Annotated in this window: 17 protein-coding genes; 5 read left to right on the forward strand and 12 right to left on the reverse strand. The window is 57.7% G+C overall.

Features of this window, described 5'->3' with window-relative positions:
• Window positions 1–31: 31 nt before the first annotated feature.
• The gene (gene eamA, locus DOU50_RS08480; RefSeq protein ID WP_061715153.1) at window positions 32–937 is read right to left on the reverse strand and encodes an O-acetylserine/cysteine exporter; all 906 of its coding nucleotides are present in this window, start codon (window positions 935–937) and stop codon (window positions 32–34) included.
• Between the two features lie 194 nt (window positions 938–1,131).
• Between eamA and ydeE the strand changes: the two genes are divergently transcribed.
• Complete coding sequence (gene ydeE / locus DOU50_RS08485; protein ID WP_061715154.1) at window positions 1,132–2,325, forward strand: efflux MFS transporter YdeE; 1,194 nt, start codon at window positions 1,132–1,134, stop codon at window positions 2,323–2,325.
• Between the two features lie 46 nt (window positions 2,326–2,371).
• Here ydeE and zinT read toward each other — a convergent pair whose 3' ends face one another.
• The 8 genes from zinT to DOU50_RS08525 all read right to left on the reverse strand — a co-directional run bounded on the left by zinT (window position 2,372) and on the right by DOU50_RS08525 (window position 10,390).
• Window positions 2,372–3,013, reverse strand: a complete 642-nt coding sequence (zinT, locus tag DOU50_RS08490; RefSeq protein ID WP_148769204.1) for a metal-binding protein ZinT — start codon at window positions 3,011–3,013, stop codon at window positions 2,372–2,374.
• Between the two features lie 52 nt (window positions 3,014–3,065).
• Window positions 3,066–3,764: an urea ABC transporter ATP-binding subunit UrtE gene (urtE, locus tag DOU50_RS08495; protein WP_148769196.1), complete on the reverse strand. Its 699-nt coding sequence runs from the start codon at window positions 3,762–3,764 to the stop codon at window positions 3,066–3,068.
• 9 nt (window positions 3,765–3,773) lie between these two features.
• Window positions 3,774–4,571, reverse strand: a complete 798-nt coding sequence (gene urtD, locus DOU50_RS08500; RefSeq protein WP_148769197.1) for an urea ABC transporter ATP-binding protein UrtD — start codon at window positions 4,569–4,571, stop codon at window positions 3,774–3,776.
• The gene (urtC, locus tag DOU50_RS08505; protein ID WP_148769198.1) at window positions 4,571–5,644 is read right to left on the reverse strand and encodes an urea ABC transporter permease subunit UrtC; all 1,074 of its coding nucleotides are present in this window, start codon (window positions 5,642–5,644) and stop codon (window positions 4,571–4,573) included. The genes urtD and urtC overlap by 1 nt, the downstream gene beginning before the upstream one ends.
• On the reverse strand, window positions 5,644–7,218 hold the full coding sequence (gene urtB, locus DOU50_RS08510) for an urea ABC transporter permease subunit UrtB (protein WP_148769199.1): 1,575 nt from the start codon (window positions 7,216–7,218) through the stop codon (window positions 5,644–5,646). The genes urtC and urtB overlap by 1 nt, the downstream gene beginning before the upstream one ends.
• A gap of 24 nt (window positions 7,219–7,242) precedes the next feature.
• The gene (gene urtA / locus DOU50_RS08515) at window positions 7,243–8,514 is read right to left on the reverse strand and encodes an urea ABC transporter substrate-binding protein (protein WP_023618714.1); all 1,272 of its coding nucleotides are present in this window, start codon (window positions 8,512–8,514) and stop codon (window positions 7,243–7,245) included.
• Between the two features lie 202 nt (window positions 8,515–8,716).
• Entirely contained in the window at window positions 8,717–9,820 is a 1,104-nt protein-coding gene (locus DOU50_RS08520) for a cobalamin-independent methionine synthase II family protein (RefSeq protein WP_148769200.1), read from the reverse strand.
• Window positions 9,821–9,976: 156 nt separating this feature from the next.
• Window positions 9,977–10,390: a rhodanese-like domain-containing protein gene (locus DOU50_RS08525; protein ID WP_061715159.1), complete on the reverse strand. Its 414-nt coding sequence runs from the start codon at window positions 10,388–10,390 to the stop codon at window positions 9,977–9,979.
• 73 nt (window positions 10,391–10,463) lie between these two features.
• Between DOU50_RS08525 and ftrA the strand changes: the two genes are divergently transcribed.
• Together ftrA and DOU50_RS08535 are read left to right on the forward strand one after the other, a co-directional pair.
• A complete protein-coding gene (gene ftrA, locus DOU50_RS08530) occupies window positions 10,464–11,471 on the forward strand; it encodes a transcriptional regulator FtrA (protein WP_148769201.1) in 1,008 nt (335 codons plus the stop codon).
• A 33-nt stretch (window positions 11,472–11,504) separates the two neighbouring features.
• Window positions 11,505–12,041 (forward strand): dihydrofolate reductase family protein, encoded by a 537-nt coding sequence (locus tag DOU50_RS08535; protein ID WP_148769202.1) that lies wholly within the window; start codon window positions 11,505–11,507, stop codon window positions 12,039–12,041.
• Window positions 12,042–12,202: 161 nt separating this feature from the next.
• On the opposite strand, the gene DOU50_RS08540 is transcribed toward DOU50_RS08535, so the two are convergent.
• Window positions 12,203–12,565 carry a hypothetical protein gene (locus DOU50_RS08540; RefSeq protein ID WP_024908434.1) on the reverse strand — a complete coding sequence of 121 codons (363 nt, stop codon included), beginning with the start codon at window positions 12,563–12,565 and terminating at the stop codon, window positions 12,203–12,205.
• Window positions 12,566–12,809: 244 nt separating this feature from the next.
• Here DOU50_RS08540 and DOU50_RS08545 point away from each other — a divergent pair, with 244 nt between their 5' ends.
• The gene (locus DOU50_RS08545) at window positions 12,810–13,040 is read left to right on the forward strand and encodes a DUF2554 family protein (RefSeq protein WP_024908433.1); all 231 of its coding nucleotides are present in this window, start codon (window positions 12,810–12,812) and stop codon (window positions 13,038–13,040) included.
• Here the strand turns inward: DOU50_RS08545 and DOU50_RS08550 are convergent, their stop codons facing one another.
• The gene (locus DOU50_RS08550; protein WP_061715162.1) at window positions 13,041–15,005 is read right to left on the reverse strand and encodes a peptidase U32 family protein; all 1,965 of its coding nucleotides are present in this window, start codon (window positions 15,003–15,005) and stop codon (window positions 13,041–13,043) included.
• Window positions 15,006–15,085: 80 nt separating this feature from the next.
• Window positions 15,086–15,613 carry a helix-turn-helix domain-containing protein gene (locus DOU50_RS08555; RefSeq protein ID WP_061715163.1) on the reverse strand — a complete coding sequence of 176 codons (528 nt, stop codon included), beginning with the start codon at window positions 15,611–15,613 and terminating at the stop codon, window positions 15,086–15,088.
• Window positions 15,614–15,705: 92 nt separating this feature from the next.
• On the opposite strand from DOU50_RS08555, the gene DOU50_RS08560 reads away from it, so the two are divergent.
• Window positions 15,706–16,253 (forward strand): benzoate/H(+) symporter BenE family transporter (locus tag DOU50_RS08560; RefSeq protein ID WP_148769203.1); only part of this gene is annotated, 548 nt, incomplete at its 3' end.

The raw sequence follows: 16,253 nt of genomic DNA on the forward strand, positions 1-16,253 counted from the left end.
TCGTTTTTGCCCCGCAGACGCGGGGCTTTTTTTATGCCTTTTCGCTTACCCGCGTCGTCCGACGAACCCGCAGACCAAACACGTTAATGTACAGCCCGGCCATGATCAGCACGGCGCCAAACAGCTGCAGCGCGCTTAGCGTTTCATCCAGTAAGAGTGCCGCACTGGCAAGCCCTACCACCGGTACCAGCAGAGATAACGGTGCGACGCGCCAGGTTTCATACCGTCCCAGCAGCGATCCCCAGATCCCGTAGCCCACAATGGTAGCGACAAAGGCCAGATAGACAAGAGAAAGGATCGTGGTCATATCGATGTCAACCAGACTGTTCAACATCACCGCCGGACCGTCCAGAATACTCGACGCCAGCAGAAACGGAATAACCGGGATCAGTGCGCTCCACACCACCAGCGACATCACCGCCGGGCGCGCCTCGTGCTGCATGATCAGCTTGTTGAAGATATTCCCGCAGGCCCAGCTCAGCCCTGCCGCCAGCGTCAACATAAACCCGAGCAGCGCCACATGCTGACCATTCAGGCTGGCCTCGATCAGCACCAGCACGCCGAACACCGCCAGGGTGATCCCCGCCAGCTGTTTGCCCTGCAGACGCTCGCCAAACACGAACGCCCCGAGAATAATGGTAAAGAACGCCTGCGCCTGTAACACCAGCGAGGCAAGACCCGCCGGCATACCGAACTTGATGGCGCAGAAGAGAAACGCGAACTGGCCAAAGCTAATGGTCAGACCGTAGCCCAGCAGCAGTTTCAACGGGATCTTCGGGCGGGCGACAAAGAAGATGGCCGGAAAAGCGACCAGCATAAAGCGTAAACCGGCCAGCATCAGCGGCGGCATGTTGTGCAGCCCCAGCTTAATGACCACAAAGTTGAGCCCCCATACTACGACCACCAGCAACGCCAGCAGCCCGTCTTTCCGCGTCATACCCAGCCCCTGAATTATTAATAATTTGTTAACACTTCAAGGTAACAGAAAAAAGTGCGCCGCGAGAAGATCATTATTTCTGGCAGGCAGCTGAAGCACTTAGGGATAAATCAGGTGCTATACAAGCCCCTTATGTCATGGTAATCCTGTTAACACACATCTAATAAAAGCATAAGCAACTGTCGGGCAGGAATATGAAACCATCTCTCAGGCGCTCAACCGCAGCGCTGCTGGCATCGTCATTGTTGTTAACCATTGGTCGAGGGGCAACGCTGCCGTTTATGACCATCTATCTCACACGCGTCTACAGCATGAGCGTCGAGAATATTGGTTATGCCCTGACGATTGCGCTGACTATCGGCGTGGTGTTCAGCCTGGGGTTTGGCATTCTTGCCGATAAGTTTGATAAAAAACGCTACATGCTGATCGCCATCGTGGCCTTTATCGCCGGCTTTGTCGCGATCCCGCTGGTCGATAACGTCACGCTGGTGGTGCTGTTCTTTGCGCTGATCAACTGCGCCTATTCCGTCTTTTCGACGGTACTGAAGGCCTGGTTCTCCGACGTGCTCACCGCGAGCCAGAAAGCGCGCGTCTTCTCGCTGAACTACAGCTTCCTGAACATTGGCTGGACGATCGGACCGCCGATTGGCACCCTGCTGGTGATGTACAGCCTGCAGCTGCCGTTCTGGCTGGCGGCCTTCTGCGCTGCCCTGCCGCTGGGCTTTATCCATTTCTTTGTGCAAAAAAGCGTGGCGCTGGATACTTCCGAGGAGAAGACGCCCTGGCAGCCGTCGGTATTACTGAAAGACCGCGCGCTGTTCTGGTACACGCTGTCTGGCCTGCTGGCCTCATACGTGGGCGGGTCGTTCGCGAGCTGTATTTCGCAATACGTTCTGGCCGCGCATGCGGACAGTGATTTCGCCGAAAAGGTGGTGGCCGTGGTGCTCCCGGTCAACGCCGCCGTGGTGGTGACGCTGCAATATGCGCTGGGCCGCAAAATCTCAGCCAGCAATATACGCCCGCTGATGACCCTCGCTACCCTGTTTTTTATCGTGGGGCTGGGCGGCTTTATGCTCTCCGGAGAGAACCTGGTTTACTGGGGCATTGCTGCCGCCATCTTCACCCTGGGTGAGATTATCTATGCCCCTGGCGAATACATGCTGATCGACAACATTGCGCCACCGGGAATGAAGGCGAGCTATTTTTCCGCGCAGGCGCTGGGCTGGCTCGGCGCGGCGGCAAACCCGATGATCACCGGTATCATCCTGACCAACCTGCCGCACTGGTCGTTGTTTGTCATAATGATGGTCGCCATTGTTGTCGCATGGCTGATGATTTTGCGCGGGATGAGCGTGAAGGCGTGGTGCGAGTCGCCCAAAGCGGCGTAGCAAATGCAGGCCGGGTAAGGCGCAGCCGCCACCCGGCAATAAAGCATCAGTGGTGCAACATCTCCTCCACCACCTGCTCTTTATACATCTCGTTCGGGTAATAGGTCGGCCAGTTATCCATCTCTTTCAGCAGCGCCTCGTGGGAGGTATTGCCCATGAAAATATGGAAGTGCGAAGAGGCCTTCGGTCCGATGGTATGGTCGCTGAACTGCACGAACTTCGGCGCCTTGCTGCTGGCGTCCTTACACTCAAACAGATAGCGCACGCCTTTCTTACCTGACGCGTAGGTCAGAATTTTGTAGCCGCTGTAATCATAATGGCAGCGGCTGACCGCTTTACCCTGATGGAACTCCATCACGTTATTTTCGATGCCGATGGCATCCACGTCCGTCGCATAACCCGTTCGGTAGTAGGCTTTGACCTCGTCAAAGGTTTTACTTTTGTCTTTCTGCGCTTTCTGTTTAAAGACCGGATCGAGCGAACCATCAAGCAGGAACGGATAGACCGACTGCCAGGTCCCGTCCCAGTCAGACAGCGTTCTGTCCTTCACGTCTTTATCCTCAAACACACCGTTCGCCGCTTTCTGTTCCGCTTCAGTCATCTGATGGCCGTGCGAGTGAGCAAACAGCTGGCCGCTGACCAGCAGCGCCCCCAGAGTCATAGCAAATTTTCCAATATGTGCAGTCAACATAACACCCTCATTCCGTTTGATAAGAACGAGGATGTTATATTATAACATTTCAGATCGCAACCAGGCCGCGCACGCCCTCCTGCTCCATGTTCTTACCCCGTCCGCGCTGAATAATGGTGCCGCGCGACATGAGCAGATAGCTGTCTGCCAGCTCGGCGGCAAAGTCGTAAAATTGCTCAACCAGCAGGATCGCCATATCCCCCCGGTCCGCCAGAGTGCGGATCACCTGGCCAATCTCTTTAATCACCGACGGCTGTATGCCTTCGGTCGGCTCATCCAGAATCAGCAGCTGCGGACGACTCGCCAGCGCGCGCCCAATCGCCAGCTGCTGCTGTTGTCCCCCGGAGAGATCGCCCCCGCGACGATGCTTCATCTCTTTAAGCACCGGGAACAGCTGCCAGATCTCTTCCGGCACCTGCTTCGCCTCGCGGGCGGAAAATCGCGACAGCCCCAGCAGAAGGTTCTCTTCCACGGTCAGGCGCGAGAAAATCTCGCGACCCTGCGGAACGTACGCCACGCCAGACTGCACCCGCTGGTGCGGCTTGCTGTGGGTGATCTTTTTACCCTGCCAGATGACCTCCCCGGTTTTCGCCGGGATCAGCCCCATCAGACACTTCAGCAGCGTGGTTTTCCCGACGCCGTTGCGCCCCAGCAGGCAGGTGACTTCGCCGGTGACGGCCTCAAAGCTCACGCCGCGCAGGATATGGCTGCCGCCGTAATACTGATTCAGTTCGTTGACCTGTAACATTCCCTCTCCTTAACGTCCCAGATAGACCTCAATCACCTGCTCGTTGGCCTGAACTTCGCGAAGCGACCCTTCCGCCAGCACCCGACCCTGGTGCAGCACCGTCACGTGGTCGGCGATGGTTTCAACAAAGCCCATATCGTGCTCCACCACTATCAGGGAGTGTTTGCCCGCCAGCGTTTTGAACAGCTCTGCGGTGTATTCCGTCTCTGCGTCGGTCATCCCGGCGGCGGGTTCATCCAACAGCAGCAGATGCGGGTCCTGCACCAGCAGCATGCCGATCTCCAGAAACTGCTTTTGCCCGTGGGAAAGCAGCCCGGCGCGGCGGTCGCGCTCGCTGCTAAGGCGCAGCAAAACCAGCATCTCATCAATGCGGTCGCGCTGTTCACCGTTGAGCGTTGCCCGCAGGCTCGCCCAGACGGACTTATCGATTTTCATGGCGATCTCCAGGTTTTCCCACACCGTCAGCGCTTCAAAAACGGTGGGTTTCTGGAATTTACGCCCGATCCCCTGGCGGGCAATGGCCGCAGGCTCCAGCGCGGTCAGATCGATGGACTGATCGTAAATCGCCCTGCCGCTCTCTGGACGCGTTTTGCCGGTGATGACGTCCATCAGCGTGGTTTTACCGGCCCCGTTGGGACCGATCACGCAGCGCAGCTCGCCCACGCCGATATTCAGCGAGAGATCGGTCAGGGCCTGAAAGCCATCAAAATTGACGTTAATGGCCTCAAGCTGAAGCACCGGGTCGGTCTGCTCGCGGTAACGATCGCCGGGCAACTGGCGGGTAAATAACCCTTCGGCTGGCTGCATTATTTATCTCCCTTTCGAAACAGACCATAGACGCCGCGCGGTAAAAACAGCGTGACGCCGATAAAAATCAACCCCAGAAACAGCTGCCAGTATTCCGGCATCGCGACGGTGAAGAAACTTTTCGCCCCGTTCACCAGCGCCGCTCCAATCACCGGCCCCACCAGCGTGCCGCGCCCGCCCAGCGCCACCCAGATAGCCGCTTCTATCGAGTTTGTCGGCGACATTTCGCCAGGGTTGATAATGCCCACCTGCGGCACATACAGCGCCCCCGCCAGACCGCACAGCACGGCAGAGAGCGTCCATACCAGCAGCTTGAAGCCGCGCGGATCGTAGCCGCAAAACGTCAGCCGATTTTCGGCATCGCGAACGGCGGTCAGGATGCGGCCAAACTTGCTCTTCGCCAGCGCAAACCCTGTGCCCAGAGCCAGGAGCAGCAACAGCACTGTGGCCAGAAACAGCGCGATACGGGTGGTCGTTTCCGTCACCGAAAACCCGAGCAGCGTGGTGAAGCCGGTAAAGCCGTTATTGCCGCCAAAGCCGGTTTCGTTGCGAAAGAACAGCAGCATCCCGGCATAGGTCAGCGCCTGGGTCATAATCGAGAAGTAGACCCCTTTGATCTTTGAGCGGAAGGCAAACCAGCCAAACACCAGCGCCAGCAGTCCCGGCACCATCACAATCAGCACCAGCGCCCAGGCAAAATGCTGGGTTCCCCACCAGAACCACGGCAGCTCGCTCCAGGAGAGAAACGACATAAACGCGGGCAGGCCGTCACCCGCGGCCTGGCGCATCAGGTACATGCCCATCGCGTAGCCGCCCAGCGCGAAGAAGATCCCGTGCCCAAGCGACAGCATCCCGGCATATCCCCACACCAGATCCAGCGCCACCGCAACGATGGCGTAGCAGAGGATCTTGCCAATCAGGGTCAGCATCCAGGTCGACAGCGCCAGCGGATGCGTCGCAGGCAGTAAGGCGAAAAACGGCAATATCAGCAGACACACCACCAGCAGGCTGCCTGCAAGTTGCGTTGTGCGTGGCGCTTTGCGCGCCAGCGTTAAGGTCAGCGGCTGGCTCATCAGTCAATCACCCTCCCTTTCAGCGCAAACAGCCCCTGGGGGCGTTTCTGAATAAACAGCACGATCGCCACCAGAATCACGATCTTGCCCAGCACCGCCCCCATCTGCGGTTCAAGAATTTTATTGAAGATCCCCAGACCAAACGCCGCGGCCACGCTGCCTGCCAGTTGGCCTACGCCTCCGAGCACCACCACAAGGAAGGAGTCGATGATATAGCCCTGGCCCAGCTCCGGCCCGACGTTACCGAGCTGCGATAGCGCCACGCCGCCTAACCCCGCAATCCCGGAGCCAAGCCCAAACGCCAGCATATCGACGCGCCCTGTCGGTACCCCACAGCAGGCGGCCATGCTGCGGTTTTGCGTCACCGCCCGCACGTTGAGCCCCAGACGGGTTTTGTTCAGAATGAGCCAGGTGAAGAACAGCACCAGCAGCACGAAGCCCAGCACCACAATGCGGTTCCATGGCAGCGTCAGGTTGGCAAAAACCTGCACCCCACCGGAGAGCCATGCCGGGTTCGCCACCTCGAGGTTCTGGGCGCCAAAGGTCATGCGCACCAGTTGGATAAGCATCAGGCTGATGCCCCACGTCGCCAACAGCGTTTCCAGTGGACGACCATACAAATGACGAATCACGGTGCGCTCCAGCACCATCCCGATGCCCGCCGTCAGGCAGAACGCGACCGGCAGCGCGATAACGGGATAGAGCGCCAGCCACTGGGGCGCAAGCCCGGCCATCGCCTGCTGCACCATCCACGTGGCATACGCGCCCAGCATCAGCATTTCGCCGTGCGCCATATTGATGACCCCCAGCAGGCCGTAGGTGATGGCAAGCCCCAGCGCCGCCAGCAGCAGCACCGACCCCAGGGACAGCCCCATAAACGCCTGGCCCAGCAGATCGCCCCACATCAGGCGGTGCTGGATCTGGCTAAGACTCTCTTCGGCGGCCGCTCGAACGCCGCTATCCGGCTCCGTCTGTAGCTGGGTAAACGGGGTGAGTCTGGACTGTACGTCCGGATCGTCGGACTGGCCCAACAACGTCACGGCCTTGCGGCGCACCTCGGCCTGCGGGCTGGCCAGCTGAAGATTCGCGACCGCCAGCAGCAGCGCCTGACGCGCCACGGCATCCGTTTCATCGCTCACTCGCTTTTCCAGAAAAGCGAGCATGTCGGGCCGGGCATCGCGCTGCAGCTGACGTGCCGCCGATCGCCTTTCGGTGACGCTGTCACTCACCAGCTGATGCGTCGCGATGGCCGTGGCGGCCAGTACGCGCAGCCGGTTGGTCAGACGAACGGCTTTGGTTGGCCCTTCGGCCGCCTTTGCGTCACCGAGCGAAATCATTTGACCATTGCGCTGCGCAAAGGCGTGCTTTTGGCTGTCGGTATACAAGTTTTCCTTTTGCAGCGCCTGCAGCAGCGGCAGCCTAACCACGTCCGGCGCGGCGGCCCACTGCGTCAACAAATCCGCCTGCTGGCTGCGGCTGGCGGCAACAAAACGATCGGCATCCGATGCCTGCGCCATCCCTGGCAGCAGTCCGGAAAGCCATACAAGAGCGATGAACAGGCGCATGGCGTTCATGACGTTTCTCCCTGCGGTGATGGCTTAGTTGCTGGCGGTTTTCATCGGCTGGTCGGGCTTTTTGTCATTCCCGGCGATGAACGGGCTCCACGGCTGGGCGCGTACCGGCTGTTCCGTCTGCCACACCACGTTGAACTGACCGTTGCCTTCGATTTCACCGATCATGACCGGCTTATGCAGATGGTGGTTGGTGGCATCCATGGTGAGCGTAAAGCCTGACGGCGCCTTAAAGGACTGACCGGCCATCGCCGCACGCACTTTATCCACGTCGGTAGTGCCCGCTTTTTCCACCGCCTGCGCCCACATATGAATCCCTACGTAAGTCGCTTCCATCGGGTCGTTGGTCACCACGGTGTCGGCGTTCGGCAGCTTGTGCGCCTTCGCATAGGCTTTGTAATCCGCCACGAACGCCTGGTTTGTCGGATTATCCACGGATTCAAAGTAGTTCCATGCCGCCAGGTTGCCCACCAGCGGTTTGGTGTCGATCCCGCGCAGCTCTTCTTCACCCACGGAGAACGCCACCACCGGCACGTCCGTCGCCTTCAGTCCCTGGTTAGCCAGCTCTTTGTAGAATGGCACGTTGGAATCGCCGTTGATGGTCGACACCACGGCGGTTTTGCCGCCCGCAGAGAACTTTTTGATATTGGCGACGATAGTCTGGTAGTCGCTATGGCCAAACGGGGTGTAAACCTCTTCGATGTCCTTATCTTCCACCCCTTTCGAATGCAGGAACGCGCGCAGGATCTTGTTGGTGGTGCGCGGATAGACGTAATCGGTTCCCAGCAGGAAGAAGCGTTTCGCCGCGCCGCCGTCTTCGCTCATCAGGTATTCCACCGCCGGGATGGCCTGCTGGTTCGGCGCCGCGCCGGTATAGAAGACGTTTGGCGACATTTCCTCGCCCTCATACTGCACCGGATAGAACAGCAGGCCGTTCAGCTCCTCAAAGACCGGCAGTACGGATTTGCGCGACACCGACGTCCAGCAGCCGAATACCACTGCCACTTTATCCTGGCTCAGCAGCTGACGGGCCTTTTCGGCAAACAGCGGCCAGTTTGAGGCCGGATCCACCACCACCGGCTCCAGTTTCTTACCCAGCACGCCGCCTTTGGCGTTGATCTCGTCGATGGTCATCAGGGCAACATCTTTCAGCGGGGTCTCGGAGATGGCCATCGTGCCGGAAAGAGAATGCATGATCCCCACTTTGATGGTATCGGCCGCCTGCGCGCCAAAACTCATCCCCATCGCCACGACGGACGCGGATAACGCGAAGGCTTTTAGTAAAGTACGACGGTGCATATTTTCACTCCTGAAAAAGAACGCTGTGCGAAAACGTCCGTTACGGCGTGGACGCGGAAAAAATGTGTCAGCGAAGCAGGAGCAAAAAGAATGCCAGAATGGAGATAGCGCTATTTCTGGGAGGGGAACGCCGGATGTAAAGAGAACGTCTCAGAATGGCACAGCGCTGCACTTTTATAATGCAGCGCTGAGGAGGAAGGTTTTACCAGACTTCGCTGGCGATCTGCGTGACCAGACGGACTTTGTCCCACTGCTGGGATTCGCTCAGGCTGTTGCCCTCTTCGGTAGAGGCAAAGCCGCACTGCGGGCTAAGGCAAATTTGCTCTTTCGCCACGTATTTCGCCGCCTCTTCCAGACGGGCTTTAATCCCCTCCGGGTTCTCCAGCTCGCCGTTTTTCGTGGTAATCAGCCCCAGCACCACCTGCTGCTTGCCCGGGCGGACAAAGCGCAATGGCGCAAAATCCCCGCTGCGGTCGTTATCATATTCGAGGAAGAAGGCGTCAACGTTGACGGTTCCGAACAGCACTTCCGCTACCGGCTCGTAGCCGCCCTCGGAAATCCAGGTGGAGCGGAAATTGCCGCGACAGACGTGCAACCCGATGGTCAGGTCGTCCGGCTTGCCCTCCAGCGCCTTGTTCAGCACGCGGGCATAGATGCGCGCCAGCTCATCGGCGTCGTCGCCGCGCTCGCGGATCTGACGGCGCTGATCGTCCGAGCAGAGATAGGCCCAGACGGTGTCATCCAGCTGCAGATAACGGCAGCCCGCATCGTAGAAGGCCCGAATGGCGTCGCGCCAGGTGGTGGCCAGGTCATCAAAATAGACGTTCAGGTCCGGGTAGACGGTCGCGTCAATGTCTTTGCGACCGCCGCGGAAATGCAGCACGCTCGGGCTGGGAATGGTCATTTTCGGCTGGGCGTTCCCGCTGATGCTTTTCAGATAGCGAAAATCTTCGAGCATTGGATGGTCACCGAATCCCAGCTTGCCGGTGACGCGCACACCGTGGGCTTTGGTTTGCACCCCGTTAAACTGGATGCCCTGCTGTGAATCGTAACGTTCAACGCCCTGCAGTCCGTCGAAGAAGTCGAAGTGCCACCAGGCACGACGAAACTCGCCGTCGGTGACCACGTGCAGGCCGCACGCACACTGCTGCTCAACGACGTGGCGAATGGCCTCATCCTCTACCGCGCGAAGCTGTCCGGCATCGATTTCGCCGCTGGCGAACTTCAGGCGCGCCTGTTTGATGGCATCCGGGCGTAAAAAACTGCCGACTACATCGGCGCGGTACGGGGCGTGGTGTCGTTGCATGGAAATCTCCTCAGTCTGCCGACGGTAATTGCCAGCAGTGATAATTCATTATTTGAAGTTTTAGACTTCTGGATGTCTAAATGTCCAAAAACAATGTCATACCTCACCGGCGTCGGCAAACGAGAAAATTTCACGGGCATTGAAAAAAATTCATCTTCACAGCGCGGCGGCGGTTTCGCTGCTGGCAAAGGCGAACTTTTCATCTTCCCAGCCGGCGATCCCCCCGAGCATGATTTTGACCGGCAGCCCGAGGCGCGCCAGCTTGAGCGCGGCTCTGTCCGCGCCGTTACAGTGCGGCCCTGCGCAGTAGACAACGAACAGCGTGCCTTCAGGCCATTGAGCCATGCGCTCAGCGGTAATCTGGCTCCGCGGCAGATGCAATGCGCCAGGTACGTGACGACGGGCAAACTGCTCCGGGCTCCCCACCACATGCAGCAAAACAAAGTCCTGCTCATTATTGGCGATGGCATGATGCACATCGGCACAGTCGGTTTCGACGCTCAGGCGACGCAGAAAATGGGTAACAGCTTCCTGCGGCTCGGCAGCCGGAAATTCAGTAACATAGCTCATGATCCTTCCTCATCTTTGGCGTTTGTGTTAACACTACTCTATCCACAAATTCAGCCCGTGAATGCGCTCGCTTATGCCAGAAAACAGCAAAAAGATGACAAACTTAAGACAACTTGCCCGCCCGAAGGTGGTCGTGCTGGCGTATGACGGTCTGTGTACCTTTGAGTTTGGGGTGGCGGTGGAAATCTTCGGCCTGCCTCGCCCCGAGCTGGGCGACGAATGGTATCGTTTTGCCGTGGCGGGCGTGGACAGCGGTGAACTTCGGGCGACGGGCGGGATCCGCATCATTACCGATGGTGATATCTCCCTGCTTGAGTCTGCCGATCTGATTGTGGTTCCGGGCTGGCGGGGCCTGGACTCACCGGTTCCGGATGCGCTCTGCGGGGCATTGCGTCAGGCCAGCGCGCGCGGGTGTCAGGTGCTCTCTATCTGCTCGGGCGTGTTTGTGCTGGCCGCCTCGGGGCTGCTGAACGGACGTAAAGCCACGACGCACTGGCGCTACATTGACGCGTTAAAAGCCCGTTACCCTGACATCGACGTGGTTGAGGATGTGCTCTACCAGGACGAGGGCGATATACTGACCTCCGCGGGCAGCGCGGCGGGAATCGATCTCTGTCTGCACGTTGTGCGTCGGGATTATGGCATGGAAACCGCCAACAGCGTGGCGCGTCGGCTGGTCATTCCCCCTCACAGGGATGGATCTCAGCCGCAGCAGCTGAGCCGCCCGGTGGCGCAGCTGCGGGAGAGTCAACGTCTCGGCCAGCTGTTTGATTTTCTGCACACGCATCTTATCGACGCGCATAGCGTCGACTCGCTGGCGCGTCGGGTTGGAATGAGCCAGCGCACCTTTCTTCGCCGCTTCGAGGCGGCAACGGGAATGACGCCCGCACGCTGGTTGATCAATGAGCGCCTGCTGCGAGCGAAAGATTATCTGGAAAGCAGCCGGTTAAGCATCGACAGCATCGCGGAACAGACCGGGTTTGGTCAGGCATCGACATTACGTCATCACTTTCGCCAGCAGTTCGCGCTCTCCCCGGCTCAGTATCGCAAACAATTTTCACGTACTGGTACCGCCCGCTGAGGCGTTAGTTTTATGGTTAATACGGAGCACCTGATGGTCACCACACACGTTTTCATCGCAACCAGTCTTGATGGCTACATCGCCCGACAGAATGACGATATCGAGTGGCTGCTGCAGCGCGATGACCCGACTGAGGATCATGGCTATGCGGCGTTCATCGCGGATAAAGACTGCATCGTGATGGGACGAGGGAGTTATGAGAAGGTACTGACCTTTGATGCATGGCCTTATGACCGGCCCGTGCTGGTGCTTTCCCGACAGCTGGCCGACACGCCCGTACCCGACGCATTGAGGGGCAAAGTACAGTTTTCCGGCCGCACGCCAAAGGAGGTGCTCGACGATCTGGCGATGCAGAACGTCCATCGCGTCTATCTCGATGGTGGACAGGTGATCCAGTCGTTCCTGCGCGAAGGACTGGTAGCGGATATGGTGATCACGACCGTTCCTGTTCTGCTCGGGTCGGGAAAGTCGCTGTTCGGCGCCCTGCCCGGAGATATCGATTTGACGCTGGTATCAAGCCGCAGCTTCCCTTCTGGCCTGGTGCAGTCACATTATCGACTGAAGCCATAAAACCAGGGTAAACACTGAGCAAAAAAAACCGCCAAAAATGGCGGTAAATGCTTGCATGGATAGATTTGTATTTTGGTCTCTACGTCCCGACACTCCATGGCCGGGCTGCGGATCCCATACAACCTAACACCCGTTGTCTTAACGAAGGTTAAACAGTCTTATTAACCTGCATGGGTATTGATCTGCAAATAACGCATAAGCCCCTGTTCAGCGCTCTGTTTTGCGTCATCGTTAATGGCTTCAAGATAAAAGGAGCGTGCGACACCATAAGGTGCTTTTTCAGAGGGATACACCGCGAACTGGAATGTTTTTCCTCTTGCCTGATGAGTGCAATCTAATTCCCAACGCTGATCGTTCACTTTTTTGCTGGTGCAGGCAACGCCACCATAGTCGCTGGTTAAATAGGAACCCACGCGAATTTCTGCAGATTGAATATATTCTGGTTCGTCATTACCTGCATAACGAACCCCTGCAACGGCTACAACAGCCGCCGCCAGAAGCGCAAGCGCTACTATTTTTTTCATTTATAAATGACCTGTTCCTTAGCCCAAGATAACTATTATATAAGATTAATCCTTAATGCAAACATCCAATTGTGGTCCAGAAATGGAGCTTTACAAAGATTAGGATGAATTTTAGGAAACATCCTAATCGCCATTCCGAACCCACATTATTTGACATTTTCTTTTCGCTAATTTTAATTTTTAAATAATAACACCAGGAAATAATCGACATGATTATCCGGCATTGTTTTGCAGCGAGGAATCCATGATTAAAAAAGGGTTATCTTTCATAATGCTTATTTGTGCGCTGTTTTCAGGCCAACTTATGGCCGGGCACAAAGGACATGAATATTTATGGGTAAAGAACGTGGCGCATCAGCTTCGTCATGAAGCCGACAGCGATGAGTTGCGAAGCGCTGCGGAAGAGTCGGCGGAGGGTTTGCGCGAACACCACCTGTGGCAGAAGTCGCGCAAACCGGACACGCACGTCAGGTAATTAACTGCCCTTGCGTTTTGGCAGGGTTTTCATCAGGTCGTCCGGACTGACGGACGCCACGATACTGCCGGGCTGCGGCATTTTGAAGATGTGGTTTTTCATCTTGCCAATCACATGCATTTCGCAAGGACGGCAGTCGAACTTAAGGGTCAGAACTTCGTCACCGTTTACCAGCTGCATTGGGGTGGCCTTCCAGCTCTTAATGTTCCCTTTCGCCTGCTTAGGACACAGGTTAAACGCAAAGCGGAGGCAGTGCTTGGTGATCATCACCGGCACATCGCCCTTCTCTTCATGCGCTTCATAGGCCGCGTCGATCAGCTGCACGCCGTGGCGATGATAGAATTCACGTGCTTTATGGTTGTAAACGTTGGCGAGGAAGGACAAATGGGTGTCCGGGTATACTGGCGCAGGGACGGCTTCGGCTTTACGGCTACCGCGCGGATATTGTGCCAGGCGCGCGGCATCCAGCATCTCTGCCGTTTCGCGGCGGAACTGGTTCAGCAGGCTGTTCGGCACGAACAGCGCGTCCGGCAGATTCACGTCGATAGCTCGGGCGTAGTAAATCGTCTGGCCCAGCTTCGCCACGCCATCCTTCAGGCTGTTAAGCGCTTTTTCCGCGTTGTTTGCCACCTCGAAAAGACCATCGAGCGTATGCGTCACGCTGATACCGTCTTCACAGGTCATGGTCAGAATCAGCTGCTCTTCCCAGCCGCCCAGCTCAATATCCACGGCGATACGGCGTTCGCTGGAGGTTTTCAGCAGCGCCTGCTGCCAGTTATGATCGAGGTTACGGTTAAGCGCCGCGTTCGGTCGCGCCTTGTAGAGATCGGCCGGCATTTCATTCGGCCATACGCGGTAGCGGTTCTCGCCGGTTTTCTCGACCGTATTCGCACGGAAGCCCACGACTTCGCGCTTAATCATCACGTTAAGGCCATCGCCGTTCGCCAGCGGCTCCGTCACTGCAACATCAAGGTGATCTTTCGCCACTTTCAGCACTTCGCCGACCGGTAAACCGATAAACTTCGGTGAGTCAAACGCGCCGATATCCCCTTTACGGGCATTCACGAAATAGTCCGTGCTGCCGCGGTGGAACGTTTTGTCCGTCGACGGAATAAAGAAATGCTCGGTGCGGCCGGCCGACGCGCGCGCCAGGTCACCGCGATCCTCAATAATGGCGTCCAGCATCTGGCGATAGTGCGCGGTGATGTTCTTCACGTAGCTCATATCTTTATAGCGCCCTTCAATCTTGAAGGAACGCACGCCCGCGTCGATCAGCGCGCCCAGGTTGGCAGTCTGATCGTTATCCTTCATGGAGAGCAGGTGTTTTTCGAACGCCACGACGCGGCCCTGATCGTCTTTCAGGGTATACGGCAGACGGCAGGCCTGAGAGCAGTCACCGCGGTTGGCGCTGCGGCCCGTCTGGGCGTGGGAAATATTGCACTGACCGGAATAGGCCACGCACAGCGCGCCGTGGATAAAGAACTCGATCGTCGCGTCTGTCGCCTGATGAATATCGCGGATCTGATTCAGATTCAGCTCGCGCGCGAGGACGATCTGTGAAAAGCCGACGTCGGAGAGAAATTTCGCCTTCTCGACCGTACGGATATCACACTGGGTACTGGCATGCAGTTCAATGGGCGGAATATCCAGCTCAAGCACGCCCATATCCTGAACAATCAGGGCATCCACCCCGGACTGGTAGAGATCGGTAATCAGACGTTGCGCAGGCTCCAGCTCATCATCATGAAGAATGGTGTTCAGGGTCACGAACACTTTCGCCCCGAAACGGTGGGCGAACGGCACCAGTTCAGCAATATCGCTCAGGCTGTTGCTGGCGTTATGGCGGGCACCGAAGCCAGGGCCGCCAATGTAGACGGCGTCAGCGCCATGAAGGATCGCTTCACGGGCTATGGCGGCGTCGCGGGCCGGGCTTAAAAGTTCAAGATGATGGGATTGCAGGCGCATACTTCGTCGTTATCCGTTATGGTCAAAATGGCGGCTATTGTAGTCAGAAGTATGCGTCAGCGAAACAGTTTTGCGTAGCCTCAGCGGGGATAATGAATCAGGGAGTGAAAATGCACCGTCCGGTCGCTGCTGTTGCGGTAGGCGTGCGGTTTATCGCCGGCAAAACGGACGCCCGAATCGGCAGAAATCATCTGCCACTTGCCGTCAAGCTTCATCTCCAGCTCGCCGCTGACCACCACCACATGTTCAATCACTCCGGCCTCATGCGGCGTGGATTCACTCAGCGCACCGGGTGCCAGGGTAATGGAGAAATAATCAAATCTGAGCGTCTCGTCCCACGGAAAGAGCGGCTTGACGACCATCGCCTGCTGCTGGGGGTCAAATACCGCCTGCTGGTCCGCCTCCGGCGTGATGAAGGCTGAAAACGGAACGTTCAGTCCCGTGGCAATTTTCCACAGCGTCGACACCGTCGGGCTGGATTCATTGCGCTCGATTTGCCCGAGCATGGCCTTTGACACGCCGGTCTCGTCTGCGAGCTTCGACAAACTCCAGCCGCGCGCCTGGCGCAGCGTTTTCAATGTGGTTGCAAGATGTCGTGTGATGTCCATGTTCCCTCCTGGTGACGACCAGCATACCACTTGTACGCTATAGCGCACAGTGCTACCTTATCCCGGACGCTATAACGCACAACGGAGTTTTCATGCGCCCTTCCTCTCACCTTGTTCCAGTCGCACTGGCTGGATTTGTCGCCGTGCTGGTCGGTTACGCCAGCTCGGCCGCCATCATCTGGCAGGCTGCCGCTGCGGCAGGCGCCAGCGCACAGCAGATTGCGGGCTGGATGACCGCGCTGGGAATTGGGATGGGCGTCAGCACGCTGGCGCTTTCCTGGTGGTACAAGGCGCCGGTCCTGACCGCCTGGTCGACGCCCGGCGCGGCGCTGCTCGCCACCAGCCTGCACGGCGTCACGCTGGCGGAAACCATCGGCGTGTTCATCTTTGCGAACGCGCTTATTTTGCTCTGCGGCATTACCGGGCTCTTCGCCCGTCTGATGAAGCTGATCCCCCATTCGCTTGCTGCCGCCATGCTGGCGGGGGTATTGCTGCAGTTTGGCCTGCACGCGTTTGCGCATCTCGAAGGGCACTTTCTGCTGTGCGGCAGCATGATTGCGGCGTGGCTGATCGCAAAAGCGCTGGCTCCGCGCTATGCCATCGTCGTTACGCTGCTGGTCGGCGGTATTGTGGCCTGGGC

It is taken from the genome of Enterobacter sp. C6 (assembly GCF_008122455.1).
Taxonomy (GTDB): domain Bacteria; phylum Pseudomonadota; class Gammaproteobacteria; order Enterobacterales; family Enterobacteriaceae; genus Enterobacter; species Enterobacter pseudoroggenkampii.

Bases quoted from the DNA above. Each gene is read 5' to 3' on its own strand.
- DOU50_RS08540 (WP_024908434.1), bottom strand. From the start codon at position 12,565: ATGAAAAAAATAGTAGCGCTTGCGCTTCTGGCGGCGGCTGTTGTAGCC.
- DOU50_RS08550 (WP_061715162.1), bottom strand. From the start codon at position 15,005: ATGCGCCTGCAATCCCATCATCTTGAACTTTTAAGCCCGGCCCGCGAC.
- urtA (WP_023618714.1), bottom strand. From the start codon at position 8,514: ATGCACCGTCGTACTTTACTAAAAGCCTTCGCGTTATCCGCGTCCGTC.
- ydeE (WP_061715154.1), top strand. From the start codon at position 1,132: ATGAAACCATCTCTCAGGCGCTCAACCGCAGCGCTGCTGGCATCGTCA.
- DOU50_RS08535 (WP_148769202.1), top strand. From the start codon at position 11,505: ATGGTCACCACACACGTTTTCATCGCAACCAGTCTTGATGGCTACATC.
- DOU50_RS08520 (WP_148769200.1), bottom strand. From the start codon at position 9,820: ATGCAACGACACCACGCCCCGTACCGCGCCGATGTAGTCGGCAGTTTT.
- ftrA (WP_148769201.1), top strand. From the start codon at position 10,464: ATGCCAGAAAACAGCAAAAAGATGACAAACTTAAGACAACTTGCCCGC.
- urtC (WP_148769198.1), bottom strand. From the start codon at position 5,644: ATGAGCCAGCCGCTGACCTTAACGCTGGCGCGCAAAGCGCCACGCACA.
- DOU50_RS08555 (WP_061715163.1), bottom strand. From the start codon at position 15,613: ATGGACATCACACGACATCTTGCAACCACATTGAAAACGCTGCGCCAG.
- urtB (WP_148769199.1), bottom strand. From the start codon at position 7,218: ATGAACGCCATGCGCCTGTTCATCGCTCTTGTATGGCTTTCCGGACTG.
- eamA (WP_061715153.1), bottom strand. From the start codon at position 937: ATGACGCGGAAAGACGGGCTGCTGGCGTTGCTGGTGGTCGTAGTATGG.
- DOU50_RS08525 (WP_061715159.1), bottom strand. From the start codon at position 10,390: ATGAGCTATGTTACTGAATTTCCGGCTGCCGAGCCGCAGGAAGCTGTT.
- urtE (WP_148769196.1), bottom strand. From the start codon at position 3,764: ATGTTACAGGTCAACGAACTGAATCAGTATTACGGCGGCAGCCATATC.
- urtD (WP_148769197.1), bottom strand. From the start codon at position 4,571: ATGCAGCCAGCCGAAGGGTTATTTACCCGCCAGTTGCCCGGCGATCGT.
- DOU50_RS08545 (WP_024908433.1), top strand. From the start codon at position 12,810: ATGATTAAAAAAGGGTTATCTTTCATAATGCTTATTTGTGCGCTGTTT.